Raw genomic sequence first — 19955 nt, 5'->3', positions numbered from 1 at the left:
AGCGGATCGTGGGCCGACAGAGCGCCTGCACCGTCAGGCGGCGATGCCGCACCCGTGATCGGTCATTGTGTGCTGAAGGTGGCTGTGAAGGGTCTGCCGGCTGCCGCGGTGGGGTCGATGGTGAGCTTGATCGTGGGAGTGAGTTGCGTGACCGTCACGCCAGGCGAAAGAGCCGAGGATGCGGTGGCCGAGCGCTTGATCTCGAGGTGGACTGGCGTGGTACTGACCTGCGTTGGATCGGTGTACGACACCTGGAGCGTCCTCGATGCAGTTTCCGTGATCACTTCGCCTGCGGCGTCCGACACCAAGAATGGTGAACCGTCGACTGGCACGGAGCCTCCCGCTGTCGTCCAGAAGATGCTGCCGAGTGTTCCGATTGTGCTATCACGGACCGCAGAAACCTGCGCCGTGTTCAGTAGGACAACTGCTTCCGGGGACGCTGCGTACGTCTGGGTCTGAGCGGCGGTAGCTCCTGGGAGTACGACGTAGGAGTACCGCGCCGCGGGTGGGTTGGTGCCGTGGTCGAAGAGGAGCGAGATGAAGTCCGCAGAGCACTGATCGGTGGAACCATTGACGTTTATGGTGTTCCAGGTTCCGGTGCGGTGCTCGCGCAGCACGGTGAGCGGTGCCGTGCCCGGCATCGTGTATCCGACGGATCCGGTCGCACCCGAAATGTGCGCCCAGACGGGGTCGGTGAATATCTGCGGAGTGCCGACTGTGGCCGCTGCGGCAGAGCCGTCGACGATGACAGTCTGACTGGCCAGCGAAACTCTACGCTGGTCCATCACCGTCTCGACGCGCCGCGGACTGCCGTCCCATCCGGTGCCGGTCTGGCCCGTCGCGGTGACTCCGGCGCCCACGGCGACCACTTCGTCGTCGAAGAGGAACCAACCCTTCTGCGCCACCAGTGTGCTGCTCGCGGCATCGAGGCGCTGCGCGGCGACGCCGGAGCGGCCTGAGATGCTTCGAAGCGACCCGACAAAGTCGACCGCGGGTCGGATGTTCTTGGACGCTCCCGCAGTGCGAACGAGAGTGTCGACCGTGGTGCCAGGCAGTCGGTACGGGTTCACCGTCGCCCAGTAGTCGCCCCCGTATTGGTCAGGATCGGTGCCGTAGAGCGAGGTCATCCCGTCTCCGGTGTACCACCCGCGCAGGTTCTCGGAGTTGATCGATTCGTAGTTCGCGATCCGCGAGCTCGACATGCTGACGGCGAAGCTGAATCCGGCGCCATGATGGGCGACCCGGTCCATCCGGTTGAAGGCCCAAGTACCTTGCAGTTGTGCGGCTGCAACGGCAGTGCTGTCGTCGATGACAGTACGCCCGAGTTGCAACTCAGTTAGAGAGCCGGCGTGCCAGTAGCTGCCCAGCGGATCGGAGGCGATCCAGCGCTTGGCGATCGAGCGCAGCGCAGTTCGCTGGGCGGCCGATGAGGTCTCGGCCAGCTGCAGCACGGCGCGGGCCGCGAGAGCACCTGCATCGTGATCACTCGACTGCTCACGACTGATCTCCCGGCCGCGTGCGGTGTCCATCAGCGCACCGTTCTTCATCAGCGGGTCGAAGGAGCGGGATATCCAGGAGCCGACCGTCGCCACCGAGGCAGGCGGAACCTCCCAAGGTGTGTCGTCCAGGAGCATGAGCAGCCGCACGATGTTGCTGAGGAGCGACACACCGTACCCGCCGGTGTACGCGTAGTACTGGTGCTGCACGAAAGAACCGTCGGCGTAGAAGCCATCGCCCGATGTCACATCCGGGAGCACTGCTGCGAGTCCATCGCGGGCCGCCGCCACCTTCGCGCCATCGCCGACCACGACACCTCGCACACCCACCACCAGCGCCGCCCAAACGCGGTTCGCCCCGGTGCGGGTGACCGTCGGCCGGAAGTGCTCCACCGCGTCCATCGCTGCCGTGATCTGTGCCGAGGTGCGCTCGGCGTACAGCAGCACCGTGATGTCGTTGAGCTCGAGGGGGATGCCGAGTTCCCAGAACCACCAGGTCGCAGGGACCGCCGGCGTCGAAGCGTTGTACCGATTTGCAATGAGCCAATCGAGAGCACGCTCCGTCGAAGCCAGGAGTGCAGTGTCGCCGCTCAGCGAGCTGCCCTGCGTCGCCCAGGCGAGGGCCATGGCTTTCACCCGGCGGAAGGCCTCCAGGAGTCCGGCGGCATCACCGGTGTCCAGGTCGGCCCACGGCTCGCCGGAGGCAGTCATCGAATCGCGGTCGCCAGCGGCGTCGGCGTCAATCCGCACGACGCCAGAGGCGTAGGGCTCAACCGAGACGTCGATGGAGGCACCCCCAGTGAGCACGCCGGTCCAGGCCGCCCGCGCCGACGAGAACTCGTCAGCGAATGCAGGTTCGCTACCCGGCAGAACAACTCCGCCCACGGTGAGCGCCGCTACGAGAAGGAGGGCAGTGCGCGAGCGTCGTCGCTTCGGTCGGTTGGTCATCGTCGACTCCCGGAGTGGTTGTGAATGCTGCAACACGGCTCAGCCATGCAGAGGCAACATAGACACATTGGACCCAATACGTCAAGCAATGCGCCGTTGCTGTATATGCAACTACATCGGTAGTGTGGCGTCAGCGCGAGCGCACTAGAGCCTCGCGGAGACGGATACCGATGACTGACACAACCCCTCCCACCGGAACTCTTGCTCGGGGCCTCCTGTTGCTCGAGTTGGTTGCCCAAGAGCATGACGGGATCGCCCTCGGCCACCTTGCCGATCGGGCGGGACTCGACAAGGGCAGCGCATCTCGGCTGGTCTCATCGCTCATGGCGCTCGGCTATCTGACTCGGCGCGACGACCGCCGTATCACTCTCACCAGCCGGGTGCTGACCCTGGCTCACGGATTTGAGACTGGTTTCGACCTCAAACGACTGGCCCGCCCGGTGCTCTGGAGCCTCAGTGCTGAGCTCGGCGAGACGGTGCACCTTGCGGTTCCTGAGCGGTCTCAGGTTGTCTACGCCGACTCGTTACGACCGCGCCGGGAGACCGCATTCGCCGCCATCACGGGACTCTCGGCCGATATGCACGTAACGGCCACAGGCCGAGCGCTGCTGTATCACTTGCCAGAGGCGGACCGCGAGGCAATCATCGCCGAGAACGTCGCCGACCCCCAAGACCCGGCGCTCGTCTTCGACCGCGCCGGGTTTGACAAGGGCGCCGAGTTCGAGCGATTGAACGGCTTTGTGACGATCGACCGGAATGACCATATCGCCCGCGTCGCGGTCGCCCTCCTCGATGAGTTCCGACGCCCCGTAGCCGCGGTCGGTATCTTCTCGCTCGCAGGAAATGACCCTGAACTCGTGGAGCGCCTCGGGCGGGCTTGTCTCAACGCCGTTGCACAGATCCAGCGCCGGCTCACCGGCTCGCAACGGTGAGGCCCCGCGATCGACGAACACTGAGAGCTTGACAGTCGACGATCGGCTTGGCACAATCCTCGAACTCACTATATGCAAGCTTGTTGCATATATTGCAAAAGTGCCACTCTAATTGGCGCCACTTACTCAACGAGGAGCGACGTGACACAAACCACCGCGGCCGCAGCGACCACTGCTTTGCCCGCGCCGGACGCCGCGGCGAGACCGAGGGCGAGGACATCTCGATTGCAGCGGCAGGAGGCGGCCTACGGCTATGCGTTCATCGCCCCCGCCATGATCGGATTCGCGGTCTTCGTGGCCGGGCCGCTTTTGGGCGTCTTCTACTTCAGCGGCCTCGATTACAACAGCCTCTCTGGCAAGGAGACGTGGGTCGGGCTGCAGAACTTCGCCGACCTGTTTACCAGCCCCGTGTTCGCTGATGTGATGGGCAACACCACAGTCTTCGCCCTCGCCGTGGTGCCCTTGAATATTGTGCTGGGCCTGCTGCTGGCTGTGCTGGTGAATGCACGTATCCGCTTCATCGGCATCTTCCGAACCGCGTTTTTCGTCCCAGTCGTCATCTCACTGGTGGCCTGGTCCCTGGTGTGGGACTACCTCCTACAGGCCAACGGTGGTCTCAATGCCTGGCTCTCACAGATCGGTATCACTGGTCCGAACTGGCTAGCCGACCCGACCTCCGCCATGCCCACCATGATCGCGGTGCAAGTCCTGAAGGGAGTCGGGGTAAGCATGATCCTCTTCCTTGCTGCCCTCCAGGAGGTGCCGGAGGAGATCAAAGAGGCCTCAAGAGTCGACGGAGCAAACGGCGTGCAGAGCTTCGTGCGGATCACTCTCCCGCTGATCAGTCCCACGATTCTTTTTGTCGGCATACTCGCGACCATAAACGCACTCAAGGCATTCGCCCAGATCTACTTGCTTACCCAGGGAGGACCCGGACTCTCTACGACGGTCCTCGGCTATTACATCTACGACCAGGCCTTCAATGCATTCCAGGTCGGCAGTGCCAGCGCCGGAGCGGTAGTGCTCTTCGTGATAGCGCTGGTCATCACTCTCGCCCAATGGATGGGCCGTCGGAAGTGGGTCTTCAATGAGTCATAGCAAAAGGGTGGGCGCGCGCCGTCGCCTCGAGATCAGGATCGGCCGTGGCACCTCACAGGGCATCCTGTACCTGCTGCTCGTCGCGACCGTCATCCCATTCGTCTTTCCTCTGTATTGGATGTTCGTGACGGCACTACGCCCGCTTGGCGATGTGTTCGCCAATCCGCCCTCACTCTGGCCGGCCGATCCGCAGTGGCAGAACTTCATCGCGCCCTTCGTCACCGGGCCGTTCCTTCACCAGTTCTTCAACTCCGTGTACATCGCCACAGTCTGCACGCTCGGCGTGTTAGGGGTGTCGTCATTGGCTGGATACGCCTTCGCACGGATCGAATTCCGCGGACGGGAGATCCTGTTCGTGTTGCTTCTGGCCGCGCTGCTTATCCCGAGCGAGGTTACGATCATCCCGCTGTTCCGTCTACTCCGGAGCTTCGGCTGGATCGACTCGCACCTCGCCCTGATCGTGCCCGGCATCTTCGGAGTACCGTGCGTCCTGGGTGTATTCCTGATGCGCCAGTTCTTCAAGTCGATGCCCGGCGAGCTCGAACAGGCGGCGCGCATCGACGGGCTCGGCCGCTTCGGCATCTTCACCAGGATCGCACTACCGCTGGCGAGGGGCCCACTCGCCGCGCTAGCCATTCTGTCGTTCCTGAACAGTTGGAACGAGTTCCTCGAACCTCTCGTGTTCCTTCCTTCGAAGGAGCTCTGGACCCTGCCCGTGGCGCTGCAGTCATTCACCGACCCGTACACAGGGATCCCAATCTGGAACGTGCAGATGGCTGCGACCTTCCTCAGCGTCCTGCCCGTGCTGGCAGTGTTCTTGGTCGCTCAGCGCCAGTTCGTCCAAGGCATCGCCGGAACCGGCATCAAGTAGTCCACTCGTTTCCCGTACGTCCTGTCTGTCCAGAGCCCGTAGCACCCACAGAATCTCGAAGAGGAGACCCCATGAGAATATCCCGATCAATCGTCACCCTCACCACAGTTGGCGCGCTAGCCGCAGGCCTGACCGCTTGCTCGGGCGGAGGCGGTACGACCGCCTCCGCCGAGAACCCGTTGGACATGACGATGACCGTGTGGACCTCCGATGAGAAGATCATCGACACCCTCGAATCCTTCGCCGACGAGTTCCGCGCCCAGAACCCCGAGCTCGGCGATTTCCAGGTGCAGAGCATCCCGTTCGCTGACTACACCAAGCAACTCTCGGTACAGCTCACCGGTGGAGAAGCACCCGATCTGGCTTGGGTAGTCGAAGCCAACGTGCCAGCCTTCATCGCATCCGGCGCGCTAGCCGACATCAGCAGTGTCGCCGGCAATGATGCGTTCGATGTCGGCGACTACCTGCCGAATGTGATGCAGCAGGTGACCGACGGTGACAGCCTGTATGCCATTCCATTCTCGAACGGGGCCCAGCCGTTGATCTACAACACAGCAGCGTTCGAGGCAGCGGGTGTCGAGACCCCTCAGCAATTGATCGACGAAGGCGCGTGGACGTGGAAGAACCTGCGCCGCATAGCCAAGGAAATGGTCGACTCTGGAGAGGTGACCTACGGTTTCGACATCCCCCAGTTCGCGCTTCAGAATTATCAGTTCATGGGCGTCTTCCTCAAGGGCTGGGGAGCCCAGGCCTACCCAGAAGGAACGAGCTGCGGGCTCGACTCGGCAGAATCCGAGGGTGCCTTCCAGTATCTCCATGACCTCATCTTCGACGACGACACCTACCCGGGCCCCGGTGAGACCTCGGCGTTCTCCAGTGGCGACACAGCGATGATGGTGGGCTCTGCCAGCACTCTCAACACCATCACCGATCCGGCGATCACCACTCATATGGTGCCCCAGCCCGACAACCTCGATGGAGGCAAGGACTACTTCATGGGCCAGGCCTACGTGTCGGTCCTCAAAGACGGCAGCTCACCCGAGCTCGCCACCCGGCTGCTCCAGTACCTCACAAGCAAGGCTGCCAGCGAGAAGCTCTCCGGCTTTTACGTCTCCGGCCGCGAAGCTCTCCTGAAACCGTCGATCGTGTCGCAAGCGAGTACACGGATCACCGACGACGAAGCCCAGAACGCCATGATCGAACCACTCAAGCAGGCGCACCAGATCACGTACCCGGCGGCGTATCCGGAACTGGCGGCCGCCACCAAGGCTGATCTCGACAGCATCTGGCAGCCCACCGCTGACATCGCCGGACAGCTCAAGAAGGCGTGCGCCGCGACAGATCCCATCCTGGCGAAGCAGGGCTGACCCAGCGTATGCAATCGGATGACCCGGTGGCCGAGTGGGACTTCAGCCGCGAGCCGGATCCGTTGATCTCGCTCGACGGGAGGTCAAGACTGCAAGACGCCCCCGGGTCACGGGTCACCCGGGTAACCGACGAGGTGGTGGGCCGGGCGCTGTCGTTCGACGGCGCTGCCGACCACCTCATCATCCCTGCCTCGGACGTTGGGGTCCTGAACGTGGCGGCCGGCGGCGACCAGGTGTCGGTCTTCGCCCTCATTCGGCGCCGACGCGGAGGAACCGGGTTCATCGCGGGCATGTGGCAGGAGGATGACGATGATCCCCGTCGCCAGTACGGGCTCTTCATCGATCTCCCCACGTATGGCGGAGCGGAGCAGGTGATCGGTCATGTATCGGGCACTGGTGGGCCGAGCGCAGGACTCCCCTACAGCCGTGACTATTCGGCGACTGCCCGGATGATCGGCTATGACCAGTGGCGGGTAATCGGGTTCACCTACGACGGCGCTGCGATCCGCTCATTCCTCGATGGAGTGACGGATGCCCGTCCGTCGTTCACCGAACGTGGCTCGCCGCTCGGAGAAGGGCTCACGTACGCGAAAAACCCCTTCCATTACCCCGCCGGCCTCAACCGGCGTTCCGTCTCCGACTTCACTGTTGGCGCCGTCCGCCTCACGGCAGGGCATGGGAACTTCTTTGGAGGAGAAATCGCGCGGCTCGCCGTCTGGAACACCGCCCTGTCGCCTGCCGAGGCAATGAGCCTGGCTCGAGAATGGACACCCAAGGAGATGCCCCTAGCCCGGTTCGACTTCTTCCGCCCCAAAGCCCCGGTCCGCAGCGCCGATGGCGGGTGGAACGACCCGGCCTGGCCGCTGGAGGTTGTGGGATGGCGCCAAAGCCTTCTCACAAGCGCCGACTCTTCGTTGGAGGGAGCGTCCTTCGTTGTGCGGGCACAGCCGTCGCCGCCACACGTCGTGCGGGCAGGCGGTCCACCGCATCCGCCCGCGCTGATATTCGTGGAGCACCTCGACGGAGTGCTGTGGGGTGAACTGACATGCGTGCACTACACGGTTGGCGACGGATACGGGCCAAGGACCGAACGGTGTCGGGCCGTGGCGCGAATCGAGGGGAAGTGGCACACCACGAAACGAGACTTGCCCCGAAACGGGGAGCCTTGGGTAGTCCTCCCTCAGAGGGAGGAGTGGATCGCACTGAACCAAGTACTGCCCGATAACCGTCCACAGGCAATGACCTCGGACGTGGGCTCAGGGCCTCCGCCGGAGTCGGCCCTGTCCGCGCTCGGCCTCGCCACCTGGGGTGACGGTAGATCTGTGGAGCTCGCCGGCGTATCGGTGTTTGTTCGGCCTCCCTCAGCTCGAACTGCGACTGTCCGGTGACCAGTGAGCGGGGCCGTGGCGAACGCCTTCGGCCGTGCCAAGATCAAGCTCTGGGGCCGCCCTGATCGGCAGTGGACTCTAGCTCGGCCGACACGCGGCTCCGCTCCAGATCAGCATTTCAACCGTGCTCGGAGACATCCGCGAGCTGTCCCAGAACGATAGATTGCCTCTACCTTGACCTGACAGTCTGTACAGATGAAAGACGAGTTTTCACGGATGAATGATGAGCTGCCGGTCCGTTGGAACCACAACATCCACTACCACCGGCGCATCCTCGACGTCGTGCCGGACGGAGCACGCACCGCGCTCGACGTCGGTACCGGAGACGGACTCCTGGCGATGGAGCTGCGCGAGCTCGTGCCTCAGGTGACCGGAATTGATCCTGACGCTGAGGTACTCGAATCAGCTCGTCGCCAGCGATCGGACGTCGCCTGGGTCGAGGGTGACGTCATGACCTATCCGCTCACGCCCGCCTCGTTCGACCTGGTGGCTTCCGTCGCGACGATCCACCACCTGCCCGACCTCGATGCGACGCTGACTCGACTCGCCGAACTCACCGCCCCGGGTGGCACCGTCGCTGTCATCGGTCTCGCCCGATCATCCCGGCTGCTCGACCATGCTTACGATATTGCGGGAATCATTCAGCATCGACGTCTCGCTCGACGGTTCGGTGTCTGGGAACACTCCGCACCGACGGCGCCACCGCTGCACACGTACGCCGACGTGCGAAGGAGCGCCGCCCGAGTCCTGCCGGGAGCGAACTGGCGACGGCTGCCCCTGTGGAGGTATGCGCTCGTGTGGACGAAGCCGAGCGGTTAGCGATAGGTCTTGATGTAGCGCCAATCGTGAACCGTAGCATCAGTTCGAGAGCGTCGCTCCGTGCTTTCGCGTGCTCGCCGTCGTTGAATGGTGAGATGAGTGCCCTTGCTGACTACATCGCCGCCTGGAAGACGAACGAAACGGAGCGCATCATCGCGACCGTCGTTGACGATGTGGTGATCGCCGAGAGCTTCGGGCCGGTGTATTACGGTCGCGAACGCGTGCGGGAGTGGTGCGAACAGTGGAACGAGGAGGGGTCGCGTGTTCTGGAGTGGTCCATTACACGGGAGTTCCGCGCGGGAGATGTGCTCGTCGCCGAGTGGCGTTTTGAGTACCACCAGGCAGGCGAAGATCGCGCATTCCTCGGGGCAACCATTGCGGTCGAGCGCGACGGCAAGATTGCAGAGCTCCGCGAGTATGCGGTTACGGACGATCTCTACACCTGGGAAGGTGAGTGGAAGTAGGTTCCTCAGCCATGTGCCGACCCTTGCACTCGTGACGTTCAGGTGCTGAGCCGGGTCGCTCGTCGGTCGCGAATGGTGACGCTCTCGGGCTGCACGACCCGTCGGAGGTCCAGACCATGCAGCCGGGACCGAGACCCAGCTGCGGGCCCAGCCGTTGGGCGCGATGCCGGCCCGTGGGTACCGCCATCTTCCAAGCCAATCAGCTCGGCGTGCAGTGGGGGCCGTTGTCCGTCATCAACAGTTCTTGCGCCCTGGTATCAATCTCGGGTCATATTCCGGCGGTCCCTGCAGGAGCCGATCGCTTGGTGACAGGCTGGGGGTGCTCATCCACAGGGAAGGGCGGTTCTGGTACACACAGCACGGCTGGTCTGACTTCTTACGCTCAGATTCGTTCGACGCGTGCGATGACGTCTCTCAGCGTGATCGAGCTACCGCCGGGCACGGTTACGGTTCTTTCGCGTGTTTCAGCGGTGTGCACGATCCACGCTGAATGGTCGAAGAGCGCGCGGATCTGCTCGGGCCCCGTGACCGCGTTCTCAGGGTGCGGTTGCCCATGTCCTCCGTCGTGGTGGTGGCCGACGATGAGGAGCGTCCCTCCGGGAGCGACCCACTGCGAGATGCGTTCGTAGAACGCGTGCTGCGACATCGAGGGATGCGCGTAAAAGGTCGTCACGAGCTCGACTTGCTGATCCGGTTCCCAAACCGTGAGGTCCGCTTCCACCCAGGCGACGGTTCCCCTCCCAATGGAGGGCGTGGGGCGCGTATTTGCCCGGGTGATGGCGTGTGCAGAGATGTCGACCGCGGTGGTCGTCCAACCGTTTGCAGCGAGCCACGCAGCTTCGGCGCCTTCTCCGCTTCCGGCGTCGATGGCTGTTCCTGGGACGAGGTCGGCGAGCTCGCTGTCGAGGGCGGGGTGCACGGGGAGTCCACTCGTGCCTTGCCCAGCTGCCCAGTGGGCCTCCCAGTACTGCTTGTCGAATTCGGGGGTCATCGTGAGGAGGTTCCGTTCGTTCGGGCGAGTGCTGCTCGGACCTGGTGGTAGATGTCGACGAGGGTCGGTGGGGCAGAGGGTGCGTCCTGGTCGGCGCGGCGCACCCATTCGTCGAAGGTGAGCCGCATTCCGAGCGCGAAGCTCTCCGCGACGACATAGGCGTCCAACGGCTCGAGACCGGGCCCGCCACGAAGTGCGGCCGCAACGTGTTCTGTCAGGCGGGCGTCGCGCTCGAGTCCTGCCCCGAGCAACGCCGGGTTGTCGCGCATGAGACGTCGCACTCGGAGGAACCGGTCGTGACCTTCCGGGTCGGCGTCGAACACAGCCGTCATCGCCTCCCATGCAGTCTCCAGCTGGTGTAGCGGGTGTCGGCTGGATACCTGTTCTGCGACGGCAATCAGTTCAGACTCCAGCCCGGCGTCGTCGACGAGCACCGCCGCTTCTTTCGTCGCGCAGTGACGGAAGAAGGTTGTGCGGGAGATGCCGGCGGCCGCAGCGATGTCCTCGATCGTCGTCGATGCGAACCCCTTCTGCTCGAACAGGCCGATAGCCGCGAACGCGATCGTCCGGGCCAGCTCACGGCGGCGCCGCTCACGAAGATCGGGCATTCGTGACGGAGTCGGGGAATACAAGGTCATGGTGCTAGGTTAGCACGTTGTACCGCAACGGTACTTAGTACCGACTTCATACTTCGTTTCTAGGAGAAAGCATGACTATCCTTCCCACGCCCAACGACCGGCCCCCTGTTCCGGAGCGAACCGGCCCTGCGATCGCCTTGCTGCTGGTATCCGCGTTCGTCGTGGTGCTGAACGAGACGGCGATGGGCGTGTCGATTCCGCACATCATGGATGGGTTCAGTGTTTCCGCCGCCTCGGCACAGTGGTTGACGACCGCGTTCATGTTGACGATGGCAGTGGTCATACCGATCACCGGCGTGCTGTTGCAGCGTTACTTACTGCGTCGCAATTTCTTCACCGCGATGGGACTGTTCGCGGTGGGTACCGCGCTCGCTACAGCTGCTCCAACGTTCGAGCTGCTGCTGGGGGCGCGCATCGTGCAGGCACTGGGAACGGCGATCATGCTTCCGTTGTTGTTCACAACGGTCATGCAGCTGGTCAAGCCGGAGCGCCGAGGCCGCACCATGGGTCTGGTCACGATCGTCACCGCGGCAGCACCTGCGCTCGGGCCGACGGTGTCCGGCGTGATCGTGTCGTCACTGGGTTGGCGGTGGGTGTTCATCATCGTTCTCCCGGTCGTGGTCCTCGCGATCCTCGCTGGTGCCCGGTGGCTGCGGAATGTGACCCCGACGATGCCAGCCCGGTTCGACCCTGTCTCCGTGTTCCTGTCCGCCATCGGGTTCTCGGGTCTCATATACGGGCTCGCGAGCATCGGGGAGCAGGCGGCTCAGCAGGGGGGCCTGCCGCCCTGGCTCCCGATCGTCGTCGGCGCGATCGCCCTGGCCGGGCTGGTACGGCGTCAGCTGTCCCTGCGCGACACGGACCGGGTGATGCTGGACGTCAGGGTGTTCGCCGGCGGCCTGTTCACGATGTCCACGATCACGATCGTGGTCGTATCGATCGCCCTGTTCGGTTCTCTGATCATGCTGCCGCTGTATATCCAGCAGGTCCTTGGTGAACCCGCCTACGTCGCCGGGCTGATGCTGCTGCCTGGCGGGCTTCTGTCCGGCATCTTGGCGCCGTTCGTCGGTATCGCTTACGACAAGGTCGGTCCCCGCGCCCTCATCTTCCCTGGAGCGATCGTTGTCACTGGAGCGATGGCGGCGTTCTCCACGCTCGGTGCCGAAACGCCGGTGTGGATGGTGGTCGGGATGCATATGCTGCTCAGCATCGGCACCGCGATGATGATGACCCCGCTGATGACTACCGCGCTCGGCGCCGTCACGCCGAAGCTGTACCCGCACGCCAGTGCGATCGTGAGCACACTCCAGCAGGTCTCCGGGGCCGCTGGCACCGCGTTGTTCATCACCCTGTTCACCGTCGCCGGATCGGCCGACACCGGCGAAGGTCCGCTTACCGCCATGGCGCACGGAGTGGGCACGGCGTTCGGCGTCGGCGCTGCGATCAGCGCCGCCGGCGTCATCCTCGCGTTGTTTCTGCGCAAGCCAACCGCCCACCCAGTGCCGGCCCAGGCCGAGAAGAACGAGGTCACAGTATGAGTACCCTGAACGTCGAAGTCGTCGTCATCGGCGGCGGTTCCGCAGGCCTGTCAGCTGCGCTCACCCTGGCCCGCGCGCGACGCCGGGTTGTCGTCATCGACGGCGGCGAACCGCGCAACGCCCCCGCGAAAGGTGCGCAAGGGCTCCTTGGGCAAGAAGGGGTCAACCCATTCGAGTTGTTGCGCAAGGGCCGTGAGGAGGTCATCTCCTACGGCGGTCAGATCATCTCTGGCCAGGTCACCGAGGCGCACGCCGAGCGGGGCGATTTCCGCGTGCGCACGGATGCGGGGGACGACGTCACAGCGCAGACCGTGTTGCTGGCTACCGGCACCCGCGACCAGCTCCCCGATATCCCCGGACTTGCCGACCGGTGGGGCAAAGAGGTCATCCACTGCCCCTACTGCCACGGCTGGGAAATTCAGGACCAGCGCATCGGGGTCCTCGCCACCGGGCCGATGTCGGCCTTGCAGGCGTTGATGTTCAGCCAGTGGAGCGCAGACGTCCAGTTCTTCTCCCAGGGCCTGGACTACAGCTCCACAGATCTCGCCAAGCTCGAGGCGACCGGCGTCCGCATCGACACTCGCACCATCACCCTTGTCGAAGTGGAGGGCGACCGTCTTGCAGGGGTGCGTCTCGACGACGGATCCGCCGTCGCACTGGACGCGCTGGTCGTCCCGACTGCCACCCGTGCCCGCCTGGATGGACTCGACGGTCTCGGGCTGGAGATCAGTGAGTCCCCCGCAGGCACCGCCGTGACCGTTGACGCTGCAGGGCACACCAGCGTGCCTGGAGTGTGGGCGGCGGGGAACCTCGCCCAACCCGCCACCCAGGTCAGCGAATCCGCTGCCAACGGGGCTCGCGTCGCGATGACGCTGAACACCGAGCTCATCTTCAAGCACGCGAGCCGTGCCGCACAGGAAGCGGAGAACCACCGATGAACCCTGTCACTCCGATCCACCTCGATGTGTGGTCCGACGTGCAGTGCATCTGGTGCTACATCTCCAGCGCCCGACTGCGCGCCGCAATCGCCCGCCACCTTGGACCCGTCGAGGTCACCTATCACTCGTTCCAGGTGTCCCCCGACGCGCCCACCGACATCGACCGCGACGCGCACATTCAAAGCCACAACGTCGACCCCGCCCGGATGCAGCAGATCATGACGCAACTGCGACAACTCACCGCTCAGGAAGGGCTCGCCTACAACCCCGACCTCATGCAACCCACCAATTCCCATCAAGCGCTCGAACTCCTGCATTACGCAGGGACGACGAACATGCGGGCAGAGCTGACGCAGCGCCTGTTCGAGGCGCACTTTGCCGAAGGCCGCCACGTCGGCCACGTCGACGAGCTCCTCGCCATCGCCGAAGAAGCAGGTCTCGACCGAGACACGACCGCCGCCGTCCTTGCCGACGGACGCTATGCGGACGCCGTGGATACCGACATCCGCCGAGCCCACCAGCTCGGCGCGCGGGGGGTGCCGTTCTACGTCATCGACAACTCCTATGGCCTGTCAGGGGCGCAGCCCACGCAGCAATTCCTCGCCGCGTTCGAGCAGGCGAGCCGAGCATGAGCGAAGAGCTCTGCGAAGACGGCATCTGCTCCCTTCCAGAACATCCCGGTTCTGCATCCCAGGACACGGTTGTCCCACCTGACACGGAGCACCGCCCGCAACAGCACTCACCGCTCGATAGAAAGAGGAACGAATGAGTACCGAAACACTGATCAAAGAATGGGAAGCGTGGAAGCGCGAACGGTGGAACGAACTCACCGGGGACATGGGTAAGGCACACTTCACCGCCAAGGCCATCATCGCCGGGCCTGAACCAGTCCGCATCAACGGCGTCGAAGGCTCCTGGCGAGTCACTCCTGACGGCGACCTCGAGGTCACCGTCAGCGATGCTGATGACCTCACCCTCGACGGCACTCCCGTGATCGGGCGCGCCACCGTCCCAGCCGGAGCACACGCGATCGGCGAAGGGCGTCAGGTGATCTCAGGAGGCGCAGACGGACACTACGGCGTCATTGTTCGTGACGAGCAGGCGCTCGAGCAGTCCGGCCTGACTGGAATCGATGCGTTCCCGTTCGACCCCGACTGGGTCATCCCCGGACGTCTCGTGCCCGCCGCGGGTGACCGCACCGCCGACATCGAACGGCTCACCGAACCGCGGACTCGACAAGACATGCCCGCGCCCGCCGACCTGGAAATCCAGATACGGGGGCAGCGGTTCGTGCTGACCGTGCTGCAAGAGCTCCCCGACGAAGCACTCGTGATCTTCACCGACACCACCAGTGGCGTCGACACCCCCGCGATCGGGCGCTGGCTCCGATTCCCGCTGGACCCGGCCGGCGGAGAGATCCAGGTGGACTTCAACCGTGCCACGGTCTCGCACCACCACGTCGCGCCCACCGTATACACCTGCCCGACCGCCCCGGCCGGAAACCACCTCCCCCTCGCGGTCGTGGCCGGAGAACGGAACCTCGCCACAGGACCAGCCACCCCCAAGAAGGAGAACGACGAATGACCGAACAAACCACCGCCCTAGAGGAACGAGCCGTCGCTTACCTCCGGAACCTCGAACGGGGCGATTTCGACGCCGCCATCTCCTTATGCACCGATGACGCGACAGTCTGGCACTCCGACGGATCAGGCGATCAGACTCTTGCCGAGAACATCGCCGGCATGGTCAAGCAAGCCGCCGCGATGAAGACCATGCGGTACGACATCACCCGCCAGCTTTCTCGACCGAACGAGGTGCTCCAGCAGCACGTAGTCACCGTCGAGATGACCGACGGCATGCGCGGCACCGTGCACGCCGCGACATATTTCCGATTCGACGGCGACCTCATCGAACGCATCGAGGAATACGCATCATTCGTTTCCAACGGGTGACGCGACCTAGTCTCGCGGCGGGTCGAGCAGAACTCGACTCGTCGCGAGACCCAGGGCATCAGCACATCCCGGAACGACGTGGAACCGCTGCAAAAGGTCTTTGTCGACGATGCACCCGACGGTGTTGAAGACAGCCTGGGTCGTGAGTTCACCTTGCTCGCCTAGCCTTCCCTCGCGGTACAGGCTCGCAACCGATGTACCGGCAGCAACCGCCGGCACCGTCGGGCACTCGGGCATGCCTTCCACCCGCAGCGCCCGCTGCTGCTCGACGGGCAGCCCGTTGAGCGCCACGTACAGGTGATAGGTTCTCTAGGCCGCCCTCACCGATCCGCTCTGCGATTCCTACCCGGCACCGATGAGCCCACCAGGCTGACCTGACTGCTGGTTGATGGTCGAGGACACGATACTTCCGGTACAGGCCGGCCCAACGGGCCCGAGCCGCTCGGGCGCTGAGCGGGGGCGCATCATCAGATGTGTGCCCCCGCTCAGTGCTTCACACCTGGCTGCGGCGGCGGCGAGCCACCAGCGCGAACGCACCCGTGATCAGCAGCAGCGTGCCAATGGCGATCAATGGTGGCGAGTCCACACCTGTCGCCGCGAGGTGCGGCGGCGTCGACGGGGTTTCCGCTGGAGGGAAGACTGTCACAGGGTTCTCCAACCCGATCTCCAGCAGGCCGGCGCCGGCGGTGAACGTCGCGCTACCGTCGGCGTTGTGCGTCAGACCCTCGCCAGAGAACACTGGGGTGCCGTAGTTCACGCCGTCGGCGGTGGCTTTGACTTCCGAGAGCGTGATGACCGTTCCCACAGGAACTTCGGTCACGGTGTAGACCGTGCCGTCGGTGATCTCAAACGTGCCCGCGTGGTTCTCAGCGTGACCAGGGTAAACAGCAGACATGTTGACCGTGTACTCAGCACCGACAACCTTGGCCTTCCCACTACCGGTGACGGTCTTGGTCACTGCGAACTGGGTGTACTGGATAGCCACGGGGTTCTCGAGCTCGATGGCGATGACGCCGTCGATTATGGTGACCGTCGCCGTGCCGTCGCCGTTGTCGGTGACGCCAGTGCCGGAGAAGACCGGGGTACCGTAGGCGACGCCAGTTCCGACCGGGGCGACCTCGGAGAGGGTGATGACCGCGCCCTCGGGCACATTGATGCGGCCCTCGGTCTCTCCGTCTGCAATCGTGAGCTGCCCGGTGACCGGCGAACTGCCATCGAGATACGAATAGTCGACCGTGTACTCGGCACCTGCGACCCGCTGGGCGCCCGAGCCGGTGACCTTCTTCGTCACGGTGAAGTCGCCGAGGCTGTCACCCTCGCCGCTCCCACCGGCACCGACATACTCGACCTGGGTCGCGGTGTAGGTCGAACCGTTCACGACGGCGCGGTTGTTGAAGACATCACCGGTGGCAACGTCGGCAGGCAAGTCCATGATCACGCTGACCTCGTAGATGCGCGTGCCGTCGGTATTCGGACCGTTGAGTCCTACATCAAAGGCGGTGTCGGCCGGACGATCGGTGAGGGTGTATGTCGAACCAGGCGTGACGCCCTGACCCAGATACGTCCAGGCCGCGGTATCGTCCTTTTGTGCCCAATCAGCCTTATCGATCGAGCGCACAGTGAGGTTTGCGGAATCGAAGACCAGAGGAGCGTCATAGTCGTCGGTGATGACCGCGTTGCTGCCCGAACCGAGATCCTCACTCGGTACGCGGATGACCCACGTCATCGTCTTGCCATCGTTGTTCATGTAGCCGAACTTCGTCGGAACCGTCGGAACGTCGTCGGGACCTGCTGTGCCGACTCCGCCTTCGACGTCAGTGACGATCGTCACGTTGTTTCCGGTCGTGAACTGCACCTGCTCTTCCGTGAACGTCTCGACGAACTTCGCGTTGAAGTTCAGGGTGCCGTGCACATTGTTGTGTGTCGCGACGAAATCAGAGAGTGTGCACACGAACTGCGAGTCGCTGACGGTGCACGTACCGACGCTGTTCCCGTCGGCATCCGGCAGATCGATCGTGGCCGCAAAACCGACGAGTGCGTCAGGAAAGTTCAGCGTGAAGGTGTCCCCCGGCTGTGCCGAATCCGGCACCGCCCAGGTCGCGTTGACCTGATACTGCGCGTCCTTCACATACGGAGGAGCGTTGACAATGTCGACGCTTGTCACCCCATCGACTTCTGCGGCGCTCGCCGGTGATGCTGTAATCACCGCGGAGAACATGGCGAGCGCCATTCCAATCAGAAGTATAACTGCCCCTGAAGCGCGTGAGCGCTTCCGAAGCACAATTGAGCCGCTGTTATTCATCCCAGTTTCCTTTTCCCGCCCTGTGCCACTGATCAATTCCAATGGAACCAGAGACGCCGATTTCAGCCTCGTTGCGCGCAGGTCTATTGACCACGCCAGGAAACCCGGACTCCACTTGAACGAAACCTCACCACCGTTCCGCACGCGAGCCTGGGACTCCCCCTAGCGCCGGAGTAAATCAGAGGCTGTCGCATCAAGTCAACTTAAAGTGCATTAATGGTACGCGTTTCCCCCCGGCAACTATTCGAGTGTAAAGAAAAGTGGCCATGATGAGTATCGACCGCTACAAACATTCCACCAAAATGAGTCGCGCGTGCCTAGGAACGGGAAGTTGAATGCACGGCCTGAATGATCGAACAGATAGATAAGCGGCAACAGCAGCTCCGATCAGGCCGCGGAAGCTCCGACGGGTCGCACGGCGATGCGTCCAGCGCCTTCATTCGTTCTGCTGCACCGTCTCGCCGGGACCACAGACAGGCCGCCGGCGTCGTGGCGCTCCGGGACCACCGTTCACAGGCGGGAATCTCTTTGTAACGGATCGGACCGTTCGGCTGACAAGGGCCTCCAAGGGACCTCGTCGATCAGTGAGGTACAGGTAAGCGCCGACCGCAACCGCTCCGAGAACGTGGAGCGCGATCCCTCCCACGCCCATGAGATGCAGTGACTCAGCAACTGGGCCAACGATCATTGCAAGCAGGAACACAGCGTAGAACCCGAAGAAGTGCCCGATGTAGAGCGTGAGTGGTGCAGACCCTGCTCGGGCGATGATCAGGAGCGGTAACGGCAGCCGCGAAGCGTCTCGGGGGATCGCGAGAAGCAGCAACGCGAGCATCACAAGTGCAACGCCGCTGGTGCGCAGGATGTCGGCGGTCGTTCCGGTGTGAGGAGCAGCACTGAACACGGCGATCCAGCCGTCACCGAGCGGGGTGCCGAACCCTTCACCGGTCACGAGGGATTGCGCTTGCTTCTGGGTACTGCCCCCTGCCCTGAGTGCATCGATCACGGCTGGTCGGCTCACGAGGTCGCTGGTGATGCCGGCCACGGCCATCAAGATTCCCGGGACGAGCACCCTCGTGGCCACTCTCGACGGGGACTTCGCGCTGAGCATGGCTCGCCCGGCGCACAAGCCGATCAGCATGAACGTAAACCAGGTGATGACCGGGTAGAAGCCGGTGAATAGCAACGTCTGCAGAAAGTGAACGGGGCTCGAGAAGGACGGAGCAGGTACGCCGCCTGTTTCTCCGGTCTGTCTCGCCCAGAGGATCAGTTGCGGACCGATCAGAACCAGCGCGGCCGCGAGGCAGCCGTGGACCCAGCCGGGTAGCCACAGAACGCATGCCACAGCGACGAGAGCGAAGCCATAGTACGCGAGGACCATCACGATCACGAGTGGCACCGCACCCAGTGCCAGACCGATCGCGGCGATGACCAGACCGCGTACCGCGACGGTCGCGCCGGCCGTCAATGGGCGGCCGTCATCCATGAGCCGACGCGTCGACACTGCGACGCTGACTCCTCCAAGGACTGCGAAAGCTGTCGAGGGAAACCCAGTGACAAGCACCTGCACCTGCGCCGGGCCTTGCCCCATCAGAAAATGCGCCGTGAACATACCTACCAGTGCCAAGAAGCGAGCCACGTCGAGGGCGACAATGCGGTGAGGGTGCCAAGGTGCGATCGAGGGTTTTGTCAGAGCGACCATATGTGCAATGAGGCTCATGAACGAGAGTCCTTTCGGTGGAGCGAACACAGGATCCCCAGCGTTCCGCGCTGGCACGACCACCACATCCAACCCTGGTGCCTCGCCGCATCAGTCCGCGGAACGATCCAGCAGCTGAGGGCCTTTCAACCCGCCGATGAAAACGCACCTCCGAGAGCCCCGACTCGCTTGCTGTCTTGATATGAGCTGTGTAGTTGCACACTCCAACTGCGAGTGGTCCAGCGCCGCGGTCGGATCCATTTCATCCTGGTCTCACCCAGAGATCACCCCACCGCGAGTTCGCAGGTGCTATCGGTGATGCAAGGCTATTGGCCGGGGACGCGATTGGCGCGCCGACCCATCGCTCTTCGAGATTGCGTGAGCGCCATTTGGCTGCGAGAGCAGATGCTTCGTGTCCGGCTACTCCCGGAGATCACATGCCATTCGCGGGCGTGATACGGAAACAGGGTTCTCCTCGATCGTCGAAAGCAGCGAATCAACAGGAATCTGAAGGGAA

General features: G+C 63.6%; 18 protein-coding genes. 12 read left to right on the top strand and 6 right to left on the bottom strand.

Translation table 11 applies throughout. The annotated features are described in order from the left end of the window. Nucleotides 1–62 precede the first annotated feature (62 nt). Nucleotides 63–2444, bottom strand: a complete 2382-nt coding sequence (locus ITJ66_RS16575; RefSeq protein ID WP_194645325.1) for a polysaccharide lyase 8 family protein — start codon at nt 2442–2444, stop codon at nt 63–65. 170 nt (nt 2445–2614) lie between these two features. On the opposite strand from ITJ66_RS16575, the gene ITJ66_RS16570 reads away from it, so the two are divergent. The 7 genes from ITJ66_RS16570 to ITJ66_RS16540 all read left to right on the top strand — a co-directional run bounded on the left by ITJ66_RS16570 (nt 2615) and on the right by ITJ66_RS16540 (nt 9383). Continuing rightward, nucleotides 2615–3376 carry an IclR family transcriptional regulator gene (locus tag ITJ66_RS16570; protein WP_194645324.1) on the top strand — a complete coding sequence of 254 codons (762 nt, stop codon included), beginning with the start codon at nt 2615–2617 and terminating at the stop codon, nt 3374–3376. 141 nt (nt 3377–3517) lie between these two features. Continuing rightward, nucleotides 3518–4474: a carbohydrate ABC transporter permease gene (locus ITJ66_RS16565; protein ID WP_370582686.1), complete on the top strand. Its 957-nt coding sequence runs from the start codon at nt 3518–3520 to the stop codon at nt 4472–4474. Beyond that, nucleotides 4464–5345 carry a carbohydrate ABC transporter permease gene (locus ITJ66_RS16560; protein ID WP_194645322.1) on the top strand — a complete coding sequence of 294 codons (882 nt, stop codon included), beginning with the start codon at nt 4464–4466 and terminating at the stop codon, nt 5343–5345. The genes ITJ66_RS16565 and ITJ66_RS16560 overlap by 11 nt, the downstream gene beginning before the upstream one ends. 185 nt (nt 5346–5530) lie before the next feature. After that, nucleotides 5531–6712: a sugar ABC transporter substrate-binding protein gene (locus ITJ66_RS16555; protein WP_194645321.1), complete on the top strand. Its 1182-nt coding sequence runs from the start codon at nt 5531–5533 to the stop codon at nt 6710–6712. A 26-nt stretch (nt 6713–6738) separates the two neighbouring features. Beyond that, nucleotides 6739–8100 (top strand): hypothetical protein, encoded by a 1362-nt coding sequence (locus ITJ66_RS16550; RefSeq protein ID WP_194645320.1) that lies wholly within the window; start codon nt 6739–6741, stop codon nt 8098–8100. A 195-nt stretch (nt 8101–8295) separates the two neighbouring features. Continuing rightward, the gene (locus ITJ66_RS16545) at nt 8296–8919 is read left to right on the top strand and encodes a bifunctional 2-polyprenyl-6-hydroxyphenol methylase/3-demethylubiquinol 3-O-methyltransferase UbiG (RefSeq protein WP_228501959.1); all 624 of its coding nucleotides are present in this window, start codon (nt 8296–8298) and stop codon (nt 8917–8919) included. 95 nt (nt 8920–9014) lie between these two features. Further along, nucleotides 9015–9383 (top strand): nuclear transport factor 2 family protein, encoded by a 369-nt coding sequence (locus ITJ66_RS16540; protein WP_194645318.1) that lies wholly within the window; start codon nt 9015–9017, stop codon nt 9381–9383. A 382-nt stretch (nt 9384–9765) separates the two neighbouring features. Here the strand turns inward: ITJ66_RS16540 and ITJ66_RS16535 are convergent, their stop codons facing one another. Continuing rightward, the gene (locus ITJ66_RS16535) at nt 9766–10374 is read right to left on the bottom strand and encodes a trans-aconitate 2-methyltransferase (RefSeq protein ID WP_194645317.1); all 609 of its coding nucleotides are present in this window, start codon (nt 10372–10374) and stop codon (nt 9766–9768) included. Further along, nucleotides 10371–11012, bottom strand: coding sequence for a TetR/AcrR family transcriptional regulator (locus ITJ66_RS16530; protein ID WP_194645316.1), 642 nt, complete (start codon nt 11010–11012; stop codon nt 10371–10373). The genes ITJ66_RS16535 and ITJ66_RS16530 overlap by 4 nt, the downstream gene beginning before the upstream one ends. A gap of 71 nt (nt 11013–11083) precedes the next feature. On the opposite strand from ITJ66_RS16530, the gene ITJ66_RS16525 reads away from it, so the two are divergent. The 5 genes from ITJ66_RS16525 (at nt 11084) to ITJ66_RS16505 (ending at nt 15440) form a co-directional block, all read left to right on the top strand. Next, nucleotides 11084–12550, top strand: a complete 1467-nt coding sequence (locus tag ITJ66_RS16525) for a DHA2 family efflux MFS transporter permease subunit (RefSeq protein WP_194645315.1) — start codon at nt 11084–11086, stop codon at nt 12548–12550. Continuing rightward, nucleotides 12547–13488 (top strand): NAD(P)/FAD-dependent oxidoreductase, encoded by a 942-nt coding sequence (locus ITJ66_RS16520; protein WP_194645314.1) that lies wholly within the window; start codon nt 12547–12549, stop codon nt 13486–13488. The genes ITJ66_RS16525 and ITJ66_RS16520 overlap by 4 nt, the downstream gene beginning before the upstream one ends. Then, nucleotides 13485–14120 (top strand): DsbA family protein, encoded by a 636-nt coding sequence (locus ITJ66_RS16515; protein ID WP_194645313.1) that lies wholly within the window; start codon nt 13485–13487, stop codon nt 14118–14120. Before ITJ66_RS16520 ends, ITJ66_RS16515 begins: the two co-directional genes overlap by 4 nt. A 133-nt stretch (nt 14121–14253) precedes the next feature. After that, the gene (locus ITJ66_RS16510) at nt 14254–15072 is read left to right on the top strand and encodes a DUF1684 domain-containing protein (protein WP_194645312.1); all 819 of its coding nucleotides are present in this window, start codon (nt 14254–14256) and stop codon (nt 15070–15072) included. Beyond that, nucleotides 15069–15440: a nuclear transport factor 2 family protein gene (locus ITJ66_RS16505; RefSeq protein ID WP_194645311.1), complete on the top strand. Its 372-nt coding sequence runs from the start codon at nt 15069–15071 to the stop codon at nt 15438–15440. Before ITJ66_RS16510 ends, ITJ66_RS16505 begins: the two co-directional genes overlap by 4 nt. Before the next feature lie 6 nt (nt 15441–15446). Here ITJ66_RS16505 and ITJ66_RS16500 read toward each other — a convergent pair whose 3' ends face one another. The 3 genes from ITJ66_RS16500 to ITJ66_RS16490 all read right to left on the bottom strand — a co-directional run bounded on the left by ITJ66_RS16500 (nt 15447) and on the right by ITJ66_RS16490 (nt 19459). Continuing rightward, nucleotides 15447–15731, bottom strand: a complete 285-nt coding sequence (locus tag ITJ66_RS16500) for a hypothetical protein (RefSeq protein WP_194645310.1) — start codon at nt 15729–15731, stop codon at nt 15447–15449. Nucleotides 15732–15933: 202 nt separating this feature from the next. Then, entirely contained in the window at nt 15934–17670 is a 1737-nt protein-coding gene (locus tag ITJ66_RS16495; RefSeq protein WP_194645309.1) for a DUF5979 domain-containing protein, read from the bottom strand. Between the two features lie 508 nt (nt 17671–18178). Further along, a complete protein-coding gene (locus tag ITJ66_RS16490; RefSeq protein WP_194645308.1) occupies nt 18179–19459 on the bottom strand; it encodes a heparan-alpha-glucosaminide N-acetyltransferase domain-containing protein in 1281 nt (426 codons plus the stop codon). Nucleotides 19460–19955 lie beyond the last annotated feature (496 nt).

The sequence above is a fragment of the Plantibacter sp. VKM Ac-2885 genome (assembly GCF_015351205.1).
Classification (GTDB): domain Bacteria; phylum Actinomycetota; class Actinomycetes; order Actinomycetales; family Microbacteriaceae; genus Plantibacter; species Plantibacter auratus.
Note: the sequence above shows the minus strand (reverse complement) of the source record. Positions and strands in the feature narration are given on the sequence as shown.